The sequence below is a fragment of the Dasania sp. GY-MA-18 genome (assembly GCF_024734385.1).
GTDB lineage: Bacteria > Pseudomonadota > Gammaproteobacteria > Pseudomonadales > Dasaniaceae > Dasania > Dasania phycosphaerae.
Genome location: NZ_JANHAP010000002.1, coordinates 189403 through 205716, shown reverse-complemented (window position 1 = coordinate 205716; position 16314 = coordinate 189403). Strand labels below are relative to the sequence as shown.

The 16314-nt window shown below is 48.2% G+C and carries 13 protein-coding genes; 5 read left to right on the top strand and 8 right to left on the bottom strand.

The annotated features are described in order from the left end of the window. Nucleotides 1-9: 9 nt before the first annotated feature. Nucleotides 10-1224, bottom strand: a complete 1215-nt coding sequence (gspF, locus tag NO559_RS03365; protein ID WP_258330378.1) for a type II secretion system inner membrane protein GspF — start codon at nucleotides 1222-1224, stop codon at nucleotides 10-12. Between the two features lie 2 nt (nucleotides 1225-1226). Further along, nucleotides 1227-2714, bottom strand: coding sequence for a type II secretion system ATPase GspE (gene gspE, locus NO559_RS03360; protein WP_258330377.1), 1488 nt, complete (start codon nucleotides 2712-2714; stop codon nucleotides 1227-1229). A 289-nt stretch (nucleotides 2715-3003) separates the two neighbouring features. On the opposite strand from gspE, the gene NO559_RS03355 reads away from it, so the two are divergent. From NO559_RS03355 to NO559_RS03345, 3 genes are all read left to right on the top strand, one after another. Further along, nucleotides 3004-3612 (top strand): type II secretion system protein N, encoded by a 609-nt coding sequence (locus tag NO559_RS03355; RefSeq protein ID WP_258330376.1) that lies wholly within the window; start codon nucleotides 3004-3006, stop codon nucleotides 3610-3612. Nucleotides 3613-3627: 15 nt separating this feature from the next. Continuing rightward, nucleotides 3628-5490 (top strand): type II secretion system secretin GspD, encoded by a 1863-nt coding sequence (gspD, locus tag NO559_RS03350; RefSeq protein WP_258330375.1) that lies wholly within the window; start codon nucleotides 3628-3630, stop codon nucleotides 5488-5490. 139 nt (nucleotides 5491-5629) lie between these two features. Then, complete coding sequence (locus NO559_RS03345) at nucleotides 5630-6421, top strand: ABC transporter substrate-binding protein (protein ID WP_258330374.1); 792 nt, start codon at nucleotides 5630-5632, stop codon at nucleotides 6419-6421. Between the two features lie 3 nt (nucleotides 6422-6424). On the opposite strand, the gene sohB is transcribed toward NO559_RS03345, so the two are convergent. The 3 genes from sohB to NO559_RS03330 all read right to left on the bottom strand — a co-directional run bounded on the left by sohB (nucleotide 6425) and on the right by NO559_RS03330 (nucleotide 9990). Beyond that, nucleotides 6425-7465 carry a protease SohB gene (gene sohB, locus NO559_RS03340; RefSeq protein WP_258330373.1) on the bottom strand — a complete coding sequence of 347 codons (1041 nt, stop codon included), beginning with the start codon at nucleotides 7463-7465 and terminating at the stop codon, nucleotides 6425-6427. 109 nt (nucleotides 7466-7574) lie between these two features. Further along, a complete protein-coding gene (locus NO559_RS03335; RefSeq protein ID WP_258330372.1) occupies nucleotides 7575-8228 on the bottom strand; it encodes a cation/multidrug efflux pump in 654 nt (217 codons plus the stop codon). Between the two features lie 49 nt (nucleotides 8229-8277). Then, complete coding sequence (locus tag NO559_RS03330; protein WP_258330371.1) at nucleotides 8278-9990, bottom strand: hypothetical protein; 1713 nt, start codon at nucleotides 9988-9990, stop codon at nucleotides 8278-8280. Between the two features lie 398 nt (nucleotides 9991-10388). Here NO559_RS03330 and nhaB point away from each other — a divergent pair, with 398 nt between their 5' ends. Further along, a complete protein-coding gene (nhaB, locus tag NO559_RS03325) occupies nucleotides 10389-11891 on the top strand; it encodes a sodium/proton antiporter NhaB (protein ID WP_258330370.1) in 1503 nt (500 codons plus the stop codon). A gap of 80 nt (nucleotides 11892-11971) precedes the next feature. Further along, nucleotides 11972-14227 carry a hypothetical protein gene (locus tag NO559_RS03320; protein ID WP_258330369.1) on the top strand — a complete coding sequence of 752 codons (2256 nt, stop codon included), beginning with the start codon at nucleotides 11972-11974 and terminating at the stop codon, nucleotides 14225-14227. 25 nt (nucleotides 14228-14252) lie between these two features. On the opposite strand, the gene dnaQ is transcribed toward NO559_RS03320, so the two are convergent. Genes dnaQ through NO559_RS03305 form a run of 3 tightly spaced genes read right to left on the bottom strand, consistent with a single transcriptional unit; the run spans nucleotide 14253 to nucleotide 16271 of the window. After that, nucleotides 14253-14960 carry a DNA polymerase III subunit epsilon gene (gene dnaQ / locus NO559_RS03315; protein ID WP_258330368.1) on the bottom strand — a complete coding sequence of 236 codons (708 nt, stop codon included), beginning with the start codon at nucleotides 14958-14960 and terminating at the stop codon, nucleotides 14253-14255. Nucleotides 14961-14972: 12 nt separating this feature from the next. Beyond that, nucleotides 14973-15404 (bottom strand): ribonuclease HI, encoded by a 432-nt coding sequence (rnhA, locus tag NO559_RS03310; protein ID WP_258330367.1) that lies wholly within the window; start codon nucleotides 15402-15404, stop codon nucleotides 14973-14975. A gap of 27 nt (nucleotides 15405-15431) precedes the next feature. Beyond that, nucleotides 15432-16271: a class I SAM-dependent methyltransferase gene (locus NO559_RS03305; RefSeq protein ID WP_258330366.1), complete on the bottom strand. Its 840-nt coding sequence runs from the start codon at nucleotides 16269-16271 to the stop codon at nucleotides 15432-15434. Nucleotides 16272-16314: the final 43 nt, after the last annotated feature.

Here is a 16314-nt window from a genome sequence, read left to right as displayed (position 1 = left end):
TGTGTAACGCTAAATCAAAGTATTGAGATCAAAAATAGGCTGCAGTATAGCGACGACTATCAATAACACCGCACAGCCCATAAACAACAACATGGCAGGCTCAAAAAAGCCCACCAAGGTGGCGATTAAATTATCCAGCTCTTTTTGCTGATGCTCTGCCACCCGGCCCAGCATAGTGTCCAGCTCACCACTAAGCTCACCACTGGCTATCATATGCACCATCATAGGAGGGAAATAGCCGCACTGCTCCAAGGCCCGGTGCAAACTGCCCCCTTCGCGCACCTGCTGGGCCGCAGCCACCACCCGCTGCTTTAAAAAACTATTGGCCATAACCTGCGCCGCAATTTGCATGGCCTCTACCAAGGGCACACCGCTGGTGGTTAATATCGATAAAGTGCTGGCATAGCGCGCACAGTTACCGCCGCGGGTTAGCCGCCCCAGCAATGGCAGATGCAGCAATTGCTTATCTACCCACAGGCGAAAACCAGCGTTATTCAACGCAGCTTTGAAAGCTATGATCGCCGCGATCAGCGCCACTAGCATGAACAAACCGTAGTCCACCACAAAATTACTGCAGGCAATTAAGCCGCTAGTAAGTGCAGGCAGCGCCTGCCCCTGGCCGACAAACACCTCTACTACATCGGGCACCACAAAGGCCATTAGCCCCGCCACTATGGCTACCGCCATAATAAATAGCAGTATGGGGTATAGCAGCGCCAACATGGCTTTTTGCCTAGAGGCATAGCTGTTTTCACAATAATCAGCCAGTTTATTTAACACCAGATCTAAATGTCCGGCATGCTCACCGGCCGCGATGGTGGCGCGAAACAAAGCGGGGAAGGCATTGGGGAACTCCGCCATGCTGGAAGCTAAGTTATGGCCCTCTAACACTTTTGAGCGCACCGATAAAATAATGCCCCGCACCTTGGCACGCTCACTTTGCTTGGCAACGGTATTGAGCGCCTCTTCTAACGGTAAGCTGGCCTGCACCAGGGTGGCTAGCTGCCTAGTCAGCATGGCCAAATCCGCGACGCTGAGTTTAGGGCTGCGGCTCAGCCTTTTGGCGGGGGTTGCAGTGTTATCGTTTACCAGCGGTTTAACCTCTAAGGGGGTTAACTGCTGCTCACGCAGTTGCTGGCGAATTTGCCTGGTACTATCGCCCTCTAATACGCCTTTAGATTGCTTGCCTTGCGGAGTTAATGCCAGATAGGAAAAGGCCGCCATGCTTATTCCTCGTGGGTGACGCGAATCACTTCTTCTACGGTGGTAATACCTGCCAACACCCGCTGGCGACCGTCGCTGCGTATGCTGGGTGAGTGCTGGCGCAGCTGCTTAATCAGCTCTGATTCGTTGGCATCGGCGTGTATCAGTTCGCGCAGAGCCTCATCCACTACCAATAATTCATAGATACCTTGGCGGCCACTGTAGCCCAAATGATTACATTCATCGCAACCTACAGGCGCATATAAAATGGTGTCGGGGGTTAATAACTCCCCCAAAAACTCACGCTCTAACACGCTGGGTTGTTGCTGCTGCTTGCAGTGTGGGCACAGCACCCGCACCAGGCGCTGCGAGATAACCCCCACTAAGCTCGAGGCCAACAGAAAAGACTCTATGCCCATATCCCGCAGCCGGGTAATCGCCCCTACGGCGGTATTGGTGTGCAAAGTAGAGAGCACTAAGTGGCCGGTAAGACTGGCCTGCACAGCTATTTCGGCAGTCTCTAGATCGCGTATCTCACCCACCATCACTACGTCTGGGTCTTGCCGCAGCATGGCACGCAGGCCGCGAGCAAAAGTCATATCGGCTTTAACATTTACCTGGGTTTGGCCTATGCCCTCCAGGTTGTATTCTATGGGGTCTTCGACGGTGAGTATGTTGCGAGAGGCATCGTTAATCTCGGCCAGACCCGCGTACAAGGTGGTGGTTTTACCGGAACCGGTAGGCCCCGTCACCAAGATAATGCCGTGAGGCTTACGCAATAAGTGGGCGGTATTTTTGTGTAAATATTTAGGCATGCCCAAGGATTTTAAATTTAAGCGCCCGGCTTGCTTGTCCAGTAAACGCAGCACGACTCGCTCGCCATTGCTGGAGGGCATGGTGGATACCCGCACATCTATCTCGCGGCCACCTACTCGCAACGAGATGCGACCATCCTGGGGGATGCGCTTCTCGGCTATATCTAGCTTGGCCATAACCTTTAAGCGCGACACCAACAACGGGGCCAATTCTCGTTTCGGCTCGACCGCTTCGCGCAGCACACCGTCTATGCGAAAACGTATCACTAAACGTTTTTCAAAACTCTCTATATGAATATCAGAGGCATTTTCTTTCACCGCCTCGGCCAGCACTGCGTTAATGAGGCGAATAATAGGGGCATCACCTTCCTGCTCAAGCAAATCCTCAGCCTCGGGCACGGCATCGGCTATGCTGGCCAAGTCTATCTCGTCACCCAGGTTCTCAACCATTTGCATGGCTTCGGAGGAGTCGCGCTCATAGGCGGCTGCTAATTGCTGATCAAAATCGGCACTATTGAGCAAGGTAGATTGAAAGCTGCCGCCAAAATAACGCCGCAGCTCAGCGTAAACCATTAAGGGCAAAGGATTTTTATGACAAACCTGAGCTTGCTGGCCAGCCCCGGCCTTAACAAAAACAGCATTCTTTTTTGCATAGGCAAAGGGGATGTTTTGAAAAGCCGAATTCTGATCTGCCATGTTTTGTTCCCATGTCACAGTATTACGTGGACATGCTGGTTAAAATTTAAGGTTATTGTTAGCGTAACCGTTAAGGCAACTGCTACTACATTGTGACCGATAATAAAGATAGTTCAACAAGCTGTAAAATACGTTAAGAAACTTCGCTAAGTCACTGCTACAATTAACAACATTAATACCCATACAAGCATGCCACTGGCCAGCGCTTTGGGGTATAGTGGCTACATAATAATAGCGCTGGGTATAGCCAGTTATGCACATGATCAGGCAACAAGGTGGTTTAACCGCTGTGAACATCAAACTTCAACATTACCTAGCCAGTATCAACCAAAAAACCTTGGCTAGATACTGCGCAGGCCTATTGTTGCTACTGGCCCTATTAGCCATGGGGCTCGAGGCATACAGCGCCCTGCAGTTGACTAAGCCCAGCACTGCTAACAACACGCCAGTAAAACCCAGTAAACCGTTAAGCCTAACTAACTATAGCGCCTATATTGTGGATGCTGCCTTGTTTGGCAGCAGCAACGCTACTCAGCTTAGCGATATAGAGCTACCTAAAACCAAACTGCAGCTGGTTTTAAGAGGTGCATTTACCGCCAGCGACCCCAGTAAGGCGTCCGCCATTATTGAAGGCGTCGATCAAAAAGCCAAGCACTATAAAATTGGCAGTGTATTATTTGGCCAAACCGAATTAAAAGCGGTGTACAGTGACAGGGTGATACTCTCTACCAATGACAATCTTGAAACCCTGTATTTTCCCAGCAGCGCTACTGACAGCCTAAGCTCTACCACGACAGCGGCCACCGAGCAGAACAACAGCACACAGCTTAGTGACGAAAAAAGAAAGCAATTAATACAACAAAGGCTACAAGAATTACGCAAACGCGTAAGCCGATAAGGAATAGCTACCCCCATGTTTAATTACCGCTCACAGCTCTATGCCCTGCTTTGCTGCCTACTAATGATTAACAGCAGCTGGGCAGACGACAAGTTGCGCATGAATATGCGAGACGCCGATATACGTGCATTAATCCAATGGGTTGCTGACAATACCGGCAAAAACATCGTGGTGCACAAAGAAGTACAGGGCAATGTGACGGTTATCTCGCCGGAACCGCTATCGCGCAAAGACGCCTATCAGGTTTTTTTATCGGTGCTGGACGTGCATGGCTACGCCGCAATAGAGACCGAGCAGGCGCTAAAGATCATCCCTAAAAATATTGCCACCAGCGGCTTAACGCTGGCCAAAAACAGCGGCCAAAATGCCGACATGGTGGTGAGCGTCGTCAAAGTCCAACATATATCCGCGCAAAAGCTAGTCGCTAACCTACGGCCATTAATCAGCAAAGAGGCAGTGCTCAGCGCCAACCCCGAAAGTAACAGCCTGATTATTGCCGACCGCTACAACAATATTAATCACATACGAAAACTCATCACCGAATTAGACCAATCCGGCGACAGTGAAATTGAATTAATCAAACTCAAGTACGCCAACGCTGCCGATATATTAAATAGCCTGCAAAGCTTAATCCCAGCCAATAGCGGCAACGACAGCCAGCAGCTGAGCCTGTCTATGGATGAGCGCAGCAACAGTTTGTTAGTCGCTGGCGAGGCCAGTAAACGTGCGCAAATTAAAAAATTGGTGGCCCAACTTGATACCGAATTAATGGGTGATGGCAATACTCAGGTTATTTACCTGCATTATGTCGACGCCAAGGAATTAGTGCCCATATTAAAAAGCCTATCCAGCAGCATACAAAGTGACAAAAAAGAAACCACCTCCGCTATCAGCATAGAGTCTAGCGCCACCACCAATGCGCTGATTATCAATGCGCCCCCCGCCATGCTTAACACCATGAAGCGAGTTATCCAGCAAGTAGACATACGCCGCGCCCAGGTATTGGTTGAGGCGCTGGTAGTAGAAGTGAGCGGTGATGTAGGTGAAGATCTGGGCATCTCTTGGGTAAGCGAAGATTTAAGCAATGTCGGTGACGGTGTAGCTGGCGCCGTGAATACGCTGGGGGATTTAACCGCCGGTGGCGAAATCGATGGCCAGTTTGTTCCCGGCCGTGGTTTAACTTTCGGCTATTTTGATAATGGCGACTTACAGGCCGCCATACGTGCACTAGACGCCACCACTAAAGCCAATATTTTATCCACCCCTACCGTGGTGGCTATAGATAACGAAGAGGCCTCGTTGTTAGTAGGTCAAAACGTGCCTTTTATTACCGGCCAGGCTACTGGTAGCTCCTCTTCCACTAATGACCCCTTTACCACCATAGAGCGTCAAGATGTGGGGATCTCATTAGTGGTTACACCGCGAATTAACCGCGGTGACTCCATCACCCTAGAGATCAAACAAAAAACTGAAAGCATAGCCCCTTCCTTGGCTACCGCCTCAGACCTTATTACCAATAAACGTGAAATCATTACCAAGGCACTGATTAAAGACGGCCAAATGCTGGTGCTGGGAGGCTTAATCAGCGATGAACTCACCGAAAAAGAAGAAAGAGTACCTGTGCTGGGCAGCATCCCCATCTTGGGCGCACTGTTTAGCAGCAGTAGTACCGATCATGTTAAAAAGAATTTGATGGTGTTTATACACCCCATTATTTTAAAAGATGATCAGCACATCAACGAAGTTACCCAGCGCCGTTATCAGTTTATGCAGGAGCTCAGAGCCCGCTCACAAAAACAACAATGGCAGCATGAAATAAAGAGCAACACCAAGATGGAAGACTATTCCACCTATACCCCCGCCGCCGCAACTATGTAAGGGCAAATACCTATGCTATTCCCTGCCTCCAAAGGCTAGGATGAGCGGCTAATCGCACTAATAATGACAATAACCGTGAATTACCCCATTGCTCAACAGCAGCTGAGCCATGAGACTTATTTACCGAGATAAAAACTCGATGCGAAAACAGCGTCTCCCAATCATACTACTGCTAGCCTATAGCTTAATGGCCGTAGGCGGCGTAGCTGATGAGGTTACAATCGTCTCTGACCGCTGGTACCCCTTCAACGGCATACCCAATGCCCCTGACCCCGGCTACATGATAGAAATGGCACGCTATGGACTAGAGCAAGGCGGCCACAGCCTCAACTACCAAATTATGTCCTGGCAACACTCCATAGACCTAGTACGCCAAGGCAAAAAAAATTGTATAGTGGGCGCCTATAAGAGTGATGCCCCGGATTTTATTTTTTCAGACCAGCATCACGCCGTCGATCAAATGGCTTTTTATACCCGTATAAACGAGCCCTGGCGCTATCAGCATGTGGACTCATTGGCGCAGCAGCGCCTAGGCGTAATCAACGGCTACGCTTATAAAAATGATATTGATGCTTATATTAAAGCCAATAGAACTAGCGACCGGGTGATCGCCGCAAAAGGTAAATATGCCCTGGAGAATAACCTTTTAGCATTAATGCAGGGCAAACTTGATGTGGTATTAGGCTCACGTACCGTGATTACGCAAGTACTAGCCAAGCAACAATGGCAAGATAAGTTGCAAATAGCAGGTTACGCCAACACTATGAGCAAAATATATATTGCCTGTTCCCCTAACAACCCCAAGTCTATACAGTACATAACATTAATTAACGCTGGCATAGAACAACTAAGAAAAACTGGCCAGCTACAGGCGCTGTTAGACAAATATCAAGTGGCCGACTGGCAACATATAGAAGCGGTTGATAACTAAACCCTAACGCTGCTGGTTAGGGTTAGCATGGCTCCACAATTTCATCAACGTCCTATCAACTACCGCCTCAGCCGCTAAACCTAGCTTTTCTTGCAAGGTCTTTTTGTGAGTGAAGTTAATCTCATAAATATCACAATCATTACGCAGCGACAGTAAGTACTCGTCACTGGTTTGCAAACTATCGACTAAATTACGCTCTAGCGCCCGGCTGCCATACCAGATTTCACCGGTAGCAACATCATCTATAGCCACTTGTGGGCGATTGTCGGCAACAAAGCTTTTAAACAAGGCGTGGGTATCTTCCAGCTCTTCAGTAAACTTGGCCTTACCCTTCTCGGTATTTTCACCAAACATAGTGACTGTGCGTTTATGCTCACCGGCGGTGAACAACTCAAAATCTATATCGTTTTTCTTGAGTAAGCGATGAAAATTGGGCAGCTGCGCCAGTACCCCTATAGAACCAATCACCGCAAAAGGCGCCGCTAATATTTTATCGCCTACGCAGGCCATCATATAGCCGCCACTGGCTGCCACTGAATCAACAGCAATGGTCAAGGGTATGGATTTGTTTTTAATACGCATTAATTGCGAGGCCGCCAAGCCATAGCTGTGCACCAAACCGCCAGGGCTTTCTAAACGCAGCACCACTTCATCTTCGGGTTTGGCCATAGTCAACAGAGCAGTAATTTCTTCCCTGAGGTTTTCCACCGCAGAGGCTTTCATATCACCGTCGAAATTAAGCACGTAGACTCGTTTTTTAGTATCAGCCTCGGGGTTTTTCTTGCGCGCCTTGGCCTGCTCTTTATCGATTTTCTTTTGTGCTTTATGCTCAGCCTTAAGCTGATCGTGGCTTAACACTGCCTCTTTGATAATTTCTTCCATATCATCAAAGCTATCATTTAAAGCCTCGACCTCTATAGAGCCGCTGGCTTCTTTTTTGCTTTTGCTGCTAATCGCAATCAGCCCTGCCACTGCAATCAATAACAACACCACAAAGGTAACTGATTTTGCCAGGAATAGTCCGTAACTGGTTAAAAACTCCAAAAAACACCTCTATATACTAGATAATAAAAAGGCCCGCCTAGCGAGCCTGGGTAGTGTGTCTGCGGTGCTGCGGCAAGTCAAGATAGTATTTCAACCGCTTTGCTAGCCGCTATTGCCAGTTGGCTATAGCCTGTTTGGCCCTGTCATTTAAGGGGCTGGCGGCCAAGCCATTAGGGGTAAGTTTGACAGCATATAAGGCACCATCCTTCATAGGCAAATAGGTGGCGCTGCCGTAACTACTTTCCAGCAATGAGAAATTCTTGCCGTATTCATGTAACAAGGCCCATACATCCAAACCTGAATCACTTTGCCATAGCGAATGCACGGTTCTTGGCGAGAACTTCTCTTCCTCTAGCGAAACGTAACGGCCACTTAAGCGGTCTAAGCGGTAGCCCGGCAGTAAGCCCATGCGCGCAAAAGTTTTAGACCAAGTTAATAAGCGCACATCCAGCTGCCAAAGATCACCTCTCAATTCATAGCTGTGCTCTACCCCATCATCCCCTATCAGTGAGGCCTTGAAATGCTGAGGCGCTAACTCGCTAAAACTAACATTGGCAATCGCTTTATTCTTTTCGTATTGACGGTAGCTGTATATATCTAATGCCGACAACACCATAAGCGCAGCTAGCAGCAGCAATAGCAAACCACCACTGCCGCGCAACCAACCCAGTAACCAGCTGCGTTTAAACAGGGTCTTAGCTGCGATAACGGCAATGGTGATCGCAATAATCACTATGCCTGCCGTTAATGCCATATAAACCATATAGATTCCTAATCGCTATTTATTGTTGTTATTTTACCGCCGCCAGCAGCTATGAAACGGCTTCTACTTCGAAACCCAAAGCCGCCAAGCTCTCTTCGGCCACGCTTAATATTTTATCATTAACCTTGTGGCCACTGGCCACCTCTCCCAAATAGTATTCCATACTGATCAAGGCATCCGCCAGAGTTTCCAGCAGCTGGTGCCGGTGAGCACTGGCGTTTTTATTGTGTATATGGCTATCAATAAACGCGCCACAGCTTTTTAATATGGCAGCTGCGCGGCTGTAGTTTAATACCAACAAGCCTCCACGCACAGTATTGAGGGTAACAGCTATATTGGCGATATGGCCGGCGTCAAAATTGGACTCCACATAAGAACTAATGGCTCGCTTAGACAAAGCTATTCCAGCCTCGGCCTCTTCCAATACCACGCGCTGCGCCTCTGCTAAATGGCTTTCGGCAATAATTTTTTTGCGGGTATCGTCACCGGCATTATTTAACTCGTCAACAGTAATTTCCCGCCGCTCTAAGCTGGATAAAGCCCCTTCGATAAATAACAAGGTATCGGCGGTATTGTGAAAAGCTGCACTCTCGCCACCATCAGACTGCTGCGACCAGCTCTTAATATGCTCTAGCTCCTGCTGCAGTAACGCCCTGGGACCGGAGAGGTTTAACATACTCAGGGTGTCGGCAATACGCGTGACTAGCTCTTGCAAACTTTGGTGGTCATCTGGCTGAATGGCGTGATTTTGTGAGGCGATTTCCAGTATATCCTTGGTGTGCCTGATTTCCTCCTTAATAACTTTAACCACCGACTCCATAGTGTCTAAGCTGGGGCCGTACATGCGCTCACGCTGCTCAGCAAGCTGGGCATTACTCATGGTCATGGCTGGCAAAGCATAGGCCTGCTTAATCGCCTGCACGCAGGCATCATCCGTGTCCGTGTTGGCTATGATAAACAGCAAGTCTTTTTTCAACTGGGCGTTATCCTGGCTTAGCGCCTCTTCGCCCTTGGCAAGCAATTGCCTGAACTGCCCTTCTATGGCTGACAGTATTCGTTTTCTATTGAGGGTTGGCTCTAGCGGGCTGGCCGCCCAACAGCTGGCAAAGCCCTTGGCTAAATACCATAATTCACGCCCTTGATGCCCTACTAACATGGCATCCACACGGGATAGAGCGCGCAATATTAACTGGGCAAAATAAGGGCTGGGGCGCTTTTCGCTGATTAAGCCCAGGAACCCTACCTGATACATATGGCGTAAACGCGCTATAGAATTAAACAATAAGCTTAACTGGGGGTCACCCTCGCCTAAATCGGGGCTAGCCGAAACCTCAAAGCCCACAAAGTGATATTCAGGTAACAGCGCGTCTTTGCGCACCATGCGCAGCTCATTGATATAGGGGATTAATAAACTGGGCAGTGCAGCTTTGCGTATGCCTATGTACTCTATGTAACGTGGCAGCACAAATAAATTGTGGGTGATAGCCCCCAGCACCGCCTCGTTACTTTTTATTTTACCGTCTATCAGTGCGCTTAAGGTGGTGGCCATTTCGTCAGCCAGTAGCGCCGCCCCGGGAAACTCCAGCAGCCTAAACGTACCCGCAACCTGCTGTATCGCTGTTAGCGCCTGTTCGGCATGAGCTGGTTCATCGTCATTGGCTAGAAAAGCCTCAAACTCGGTACTGGCATGTGCCAGGGTATTGCCCAGCTCTTCTTTAACCAGTTTCAGCGAATTAAGATTTATTGCTACATCCAGAGACACACTTGCTCCTTAAGAAAGAACCCTGTTGGAAAGTTAGGGCTTATAACTGCTATACACGAATTAGGTTTTAAGCTACCCGATGCTAGGTGTAAGGCTTAGCACCGAACTGTTATTGTTAGCTGCCTAGTATAGCGCCATTTTGCTAATTAACCTGTCTTTTTACTGCTAATCTGTGCGCTAAGTCTTTGTTATGTTTGCAATAAGACCTTTTTAAAAACAGAAAATCAAGAGACTAGTTACAGCAAGGTCAATTAACAGCCAATTTTCACCCCTAAGAGTAGTTTTTATGACCAAACTATTAAATTACACTGCAAAGTGCTAGAAAAGTATTATATTTCAATGTATTAATGACGCCTGCTAATATTTAGCTCGCAACCTATAAGACTAAAGGAGCCACTATGGCACACACTATGCCACAAGCATTTATGCAAAATTTTCTGGGGCAATCACCCAGTTGGTACAAGCTGACCATTATTGCATTCCTCGTAGCCAACCCCTTTTTACTCTATACCGTAGGTCCTTTTGTGACCGGGTGGATATTGATACTGGAGTTTATTTTCACCCTGGCTTTAGCACTAAAGTGCTACCCCCTACAGCCTGGTGGTTTACTAGCTATAGAGGCAATTGCCTTAGGCATGGCCAGCCCCTCAGCGGTTTATGAAGAAGTTGCCGCCAACCTGCAGGTTATTTTGCTGCTGGTATTTATGGTCGCCGGTATTTACTTTATGCAAAAGCTACTGCTCTTTGTATTCACTAAAATACTGTTGGGCGTGCGCTCCAAAATAGTACTATCCCTACTCTTTTCTATTGCAGCTGCGGTACTAAGTGCTTTCTTAGACGCCTTAACTGTCACCGCGGTACTGATCACCGTGGGTGTGGGCTTTTACTCGGTATACCACAAGGTCGCTTCGGGCAAACCCGCACACAGCAAGCACGATCACAGCCATGATGAAGGCGTGATTGAATACCACCGCGAAGACTTAGAGCAATTCCGTTCCTTTTTACGCAGCCTGTTAATGCATGGCGCAGTAGGTACAGCCTTAGGTGGCGTTTGTACGTTGGTAGGTGAACCACAAAACCTGTTAATTGCCCAACGCGCAGGTTGGAGCTTTGTAGAATTCTTCCTAGTTATGGCACCGGTGACCATGCCAGTATTGGCGGCCGGTCTAATCTGCTGCTTACTACTAGAGATTACCGGCAAGTTTGGCTATGGTGCTCAGCTGCCCTCATCAGTACGCTCAGTACTAGAAGAGTTTGCTCAAGAAGAAGAAAGCAAGCGCACTAAACGCGACACCGCGAGCCTAGTTATACAAGCTGTGGTGGCCTTGTTTTTAGTTCTGGCCCTGGCCTTTCATATTGCTGAAGTGGGTATCATAGGCCTGTGCATTATCGTGCTACTCACCGCCTTTAACGGCATTATTGAAGAGCATCAAATTGGCCACGCCTTTGAAGAGTCACTCCCCTTCACCGCTTTATTGGTCGTATTTTTCGCCATTGTTGCGGTTATCCATAGCCAGCACTTGTTCAGCCCTATTATTGATTATGTACTGGCCATGGACGCTGCGGTAAGGCCTAGTATGTTCTTCCTAGCTAACGGCATACTGTCTATGATTAGTGACAATGTGTTTGTGGCTACGGTCTACATCAACGAAGTGAAAGCTGCATTAGATGCTGGCACTATTACCCGCGAAGAATTTAATATGCTCGCGGTAGCAATAAATACGGGCACCAACCTGCCCAGCGTAGCCACCCCTAACGGCCAGGCTGCCTTTTTATTCTTGCTAACCTCAGCACTGGCACCTTTAATTCGCCTGTCCTATGGCAAGATGGTATGGATGGCACTGCCCTATACATTTGTACTGGGCGGCGTAGGTCTTTACGCTGTAGCCTACTTACTGTAGTAAGCGCATCAGGGCCTGTAAGCATTGCTTACAGGCCTTTTTTTTAACACCCCTGTCTCACTACCCTATGACACCTCCCCATGACCAAGCCCAGCAATCACACCGGTAACACCAGTAAAAACGCTGAGCCAGCTAAGTCACAGTCTCCCCCTAGTAATCAGCTGATTATAGAAACTGCGGAAATTACCGCCGAAAATACCACCGCCCTCACGGCCGCCACCGATAAATATTCGGACTATGAAATTGCCGTAGAAGGGAAAGAGTTTTATGAGGACGCCTTATTTAGCAGTGAGGATGAGCTCGATCAAGCATTAATCCAAACGCAGGCCAATAAAAAGCTAAGCGCTAGCGATGAATCGCAGGCCCCCAATGCAATTGCTTCTAAAACAGAATCCGAACCGCCCCCTGAACCACCGGCAAAAACCTATAATAAACCCGCGGCTATAGAGCTAAATGACTTTATCAGCCCTCATAGCCAGCAACAAAAATTTCAAGCAGGACATCACCTGTTCAGTAAAGACGGCAAGCAACTGCCCTACTTAAGCAGGCCTAAACTTAATCCAAGCACGCTATTGTCACAGCAACTCACGGCAGCACAATCATTTACCTCCACCCTGCCAGTAGCGCAACGCCCAGCACTGCCCAGCGGTAAAAAAAATGCCCAACAACTTTGGCTATGCTGCCAGCTGCTAGGAAAATACCAATGGCAAAAATTAGCCATCCGCCTTAATGAATATTTTGGCCGCAGCTTACCGCAACGCAGCATAGAGCTAGATTACAAGGCCTTAAAACTAAAACCCAAAAGCCAGTTCGAGCCCATACTCAGCCCCTATGAGATTAAAAAACGCTTTAGCAGCAAAGGTATCAGTAATGATCAGCTCTTCAACACCGCCAGCGTAGAGCTCAATAAAATTGCAAAATGCGCATTAGCTAGGGGCAAAAAACAACAACTCACCGAAAGCTACAGCCTAGTATTAGCCCCTTTATTTAAAAGCTATATTGAAAGCTGCCACAAGCAACCTGCAGCCAACAAAAACACTTCGCAGAATGAGCAACTCGAAGCCATCAAAAGCATTACTAAAAGCATGATTGCGCTTTATAAACAGCTTTATATGCCCCTGTACCAAGCCAGCAACCTGATTTATGGGCCGCAACGCAGCAAAGCCAATGCGCTGGCTTATAGCTTGATCGACTGGCTATGCTTAGAGCAGTGGCTATACAGCGCCATGCTTGCCCCGCTGCCCAGCAGCTCTATAAAAACCCTCAACAGCCTGTTTTATGCGCTGAGCTGCTACGAGCCTGAGCTTATAGAGCAGCCGCAAACCAGCCTCTGCAGCAACAGCCCTAGCAGCCTCAAAACGCTATACCGGCGCTACCAGCTAATGCTGCTAGTAGATTTTGGCAGTATCAACACCCGGCTACACCAAGAGGTGATCGACCAGTTACTGGCTGCACTGCAGCAAATCAGTTTATTCCAACTCAGTGCTCAGCCACACAAGCCAGTGCAGGACTGCCACTTTATCCCCAGCCATCACAGCGCAGCTATGCAGTTTACGCCAGCTACCCAATTGCAGGGCGCTGAGGGCATAGGTTTAGATTTAGCCAAGTTTACCGCCGCCATCAAGGCAGACTACCTACAACAATTAAAACGACTAGGCACTACCAACAGCAAACAACCAGCTAATGCTAGCTTTGCCGCGCAGAGCGCCTTATTCAGCCAACTAGCGGCCTACTCAAAGCAACAAACGTTAGGCTATTACTCTCTCTATCAGCCCCTTAACATTTCCTTATTCTGCGGCTTTAACGATTGCTTTAGCCACAACCTTTTTAGCTACAAGCAAAACCTTAAAAGCCAGCAAACTAGCGCTGACATTGAATTGCCTCAGCCTCCCAAGGCCAGCTCATGCCCTTGGGCTGCCGCTGTCGACGATGACGAGCAGCTCTGCCTGCAAACAGCAGCCGCCAAATTGACGGCCAAACTCAATATAGGCCAGCCAGTTATTATTAGTCGCCAGCAAGAAGGACAAGCGCAGCCTGAATCACAACTGGCAGTTGTCACTAGAATCACCCGCAGCCAGCCTAAGCTGATAGAGCTAGCACTTAGCAAACTGGCCCAGCACTTTACCGGCGCCACTATTAACGAGGCGTTACCGCCTCATAACAAAGCACTACTTTATTGCCACGATAAACAATATTTTTTATTGACGCAGAACAGCGAGCCCTGCTGGAAAGGAAAAACCCTGGCGCTAACACTACATAACGAGCAGAGCACGGTGGTTTGTATTAAGGGCTTAAGCCAAGACTTTGGCCAGCATCGTATATATCAATTGTTTTAATAGGCATTCAAAATAGTTAAGCCACTTAGCTGCGCCACAGGCAGCCATCCTCACTTTTTTTCTCCACCTCATCCAAGCGCTGTTCGTGCATAGCCAGCTCCTGCTCGGAGGCCATAATCACTTTTAGGGGCGCACGGTCTGCGGCTATGGGCCGTATCTCAGCTGTCCCTCCCGACTCTTTATTATTTTCTTCGTCGGCCAGTAATAAATTCGTTTGGCCACCGGTAATCAGTAAATAAACATCCGCCAGGATTTCCGAATCCAATAAAGCGCCGTGTAAATCACGTTGGGAGTTATCCACCCCATAGCGCGAACATAAAGCATCCAGGGTATTGCGCTGGCCGGGGTGTTTTTTTCTAGCTAGGGCTAGGGTATCTAACACACCACAGTACTGCTCTAACTGCCCCAGGCTTTTATCAAAAAGGCTAAGCTCGTGATTTAAAAATCCCATATCAAAAGGCGCGTTGTGTATAACCAGCTCCGCACCTTTTACAAAGTCTAAAAATTCGTGGGCGATTTGCGCAAACTGCGGTTTATCTACCAAAAACTCATTGGTAATACCGTGTACTTCTATAGCCTGCTGCTCAACCTCGCGATTGGGATTAATGTATTGATGATAGTGCCTGCCGGTAAGCTTTCTATCCACCAGTTCCACGCAACCGATTTCTATAATCCTGTGGCCCTCGCGATATTCAAGGCCGGTGGTTTCAGTATCTAATACAACTTGTCGCATGCTTATTAACCCTTACAGCTCTTCAATGCCACGGTTGGCTAATTGGTCGGCAATTTCATTTTCTCTATGTCCGCTATGGCCTTTCACCCAATGCCACTCTATTTGATGCTGATTGGCTTCGGCATCCAGGGCCTGCCATAAATCAACATTTTTTACTGGTTTTTTGCTAGCGGTTAGCCAGTTGCGTTTTTTCCAGTTCTGCATCCACTCACTAATGCCTTTGCGTACATATTGGGAGTCAGTGGTTAGCTGCACCTGGCAGGGCTCTTTTAAAGACTTTAGCGCCTCTATGGCCGCCATTAATTCCATTCTATTATTGGTGGTGTTTTTTTCACCACCCCATAGCGCTTTTTCATTGCCTTGGTAACGCAATAACGCCCCCCAACCACCTGGGCCTGGGTTTCCTTTACAGGCGCCATCGGTAAATATTTCTATTTTTTTCAAACTAAAACCTTAATGAATTAATTATGCTTATGTTTTTTTAAAGGGGATAACCTTACCTTGCCGTATATTGGCCTTGGGCCGCAAGCTGGTAAAACCCGTGCTAGCTGTGCGCCAGCGGCTATGATCTGGGGTCATGGCCGCCTCTTGTTTCACCGACGTTATACAGTAAAAACTGCCCAAGGGTAATTTTTTTGTCGCCACTATTAAACAGCGATTAATAAAGCGCCAAAACTTACTGCGCGATTTTTTTCGGTTGCCAGCAAAGCGATGGTAACCAAATTGGCGCTGGGTAACCTGAAAGCCCAATAGCGATAACCAATCCTCCATGCGGTAATGGCTAAAGGTTTTATTATGCCAAATACTACGCGGGAAATAACGGCTAAGTGCACTCTGTAAGCCCATCAGCGAATACGGGTTAAAGCCCACCACGATTAAGTGGCCCCCATTAACCATCACCCGCTCCACTTCGCGCAGCAACTGCTGCGGTTTAGCCGCAAACTCATGGCTGTGATGCAGCACTACCGCATCCACACTGCCACTGGCAAAGGGCAGCTGCTGTATATCACTAACCACATCCACCCGCTGCCCCAGTTTGTTACCCGCTACGGGGTATACGCAAAATTTATGCTGCACCCTGGCGGTGCTGCACAGTGAACGCTGCCGCGTCACACTCATTTGCAAGATATGGTAGCCAAAGCAGGTGTTTAATGAGCGTTTGATTAAGTATTGCTCAGCGCAGAGTAAAGCCTGGCCTTCCTCTGACTCAAACCAGTGCTCTACCGCAGGAAACACCAGCTCCATAGGCGGTGCCTTGCTGCTTTTAGCCCCCAAAATATACTGACAAGCCGATAACATACTGCGTAACATTTGTTTACCTAATTCGTTCAGTTTGATATTGCTAAGCCTAGCA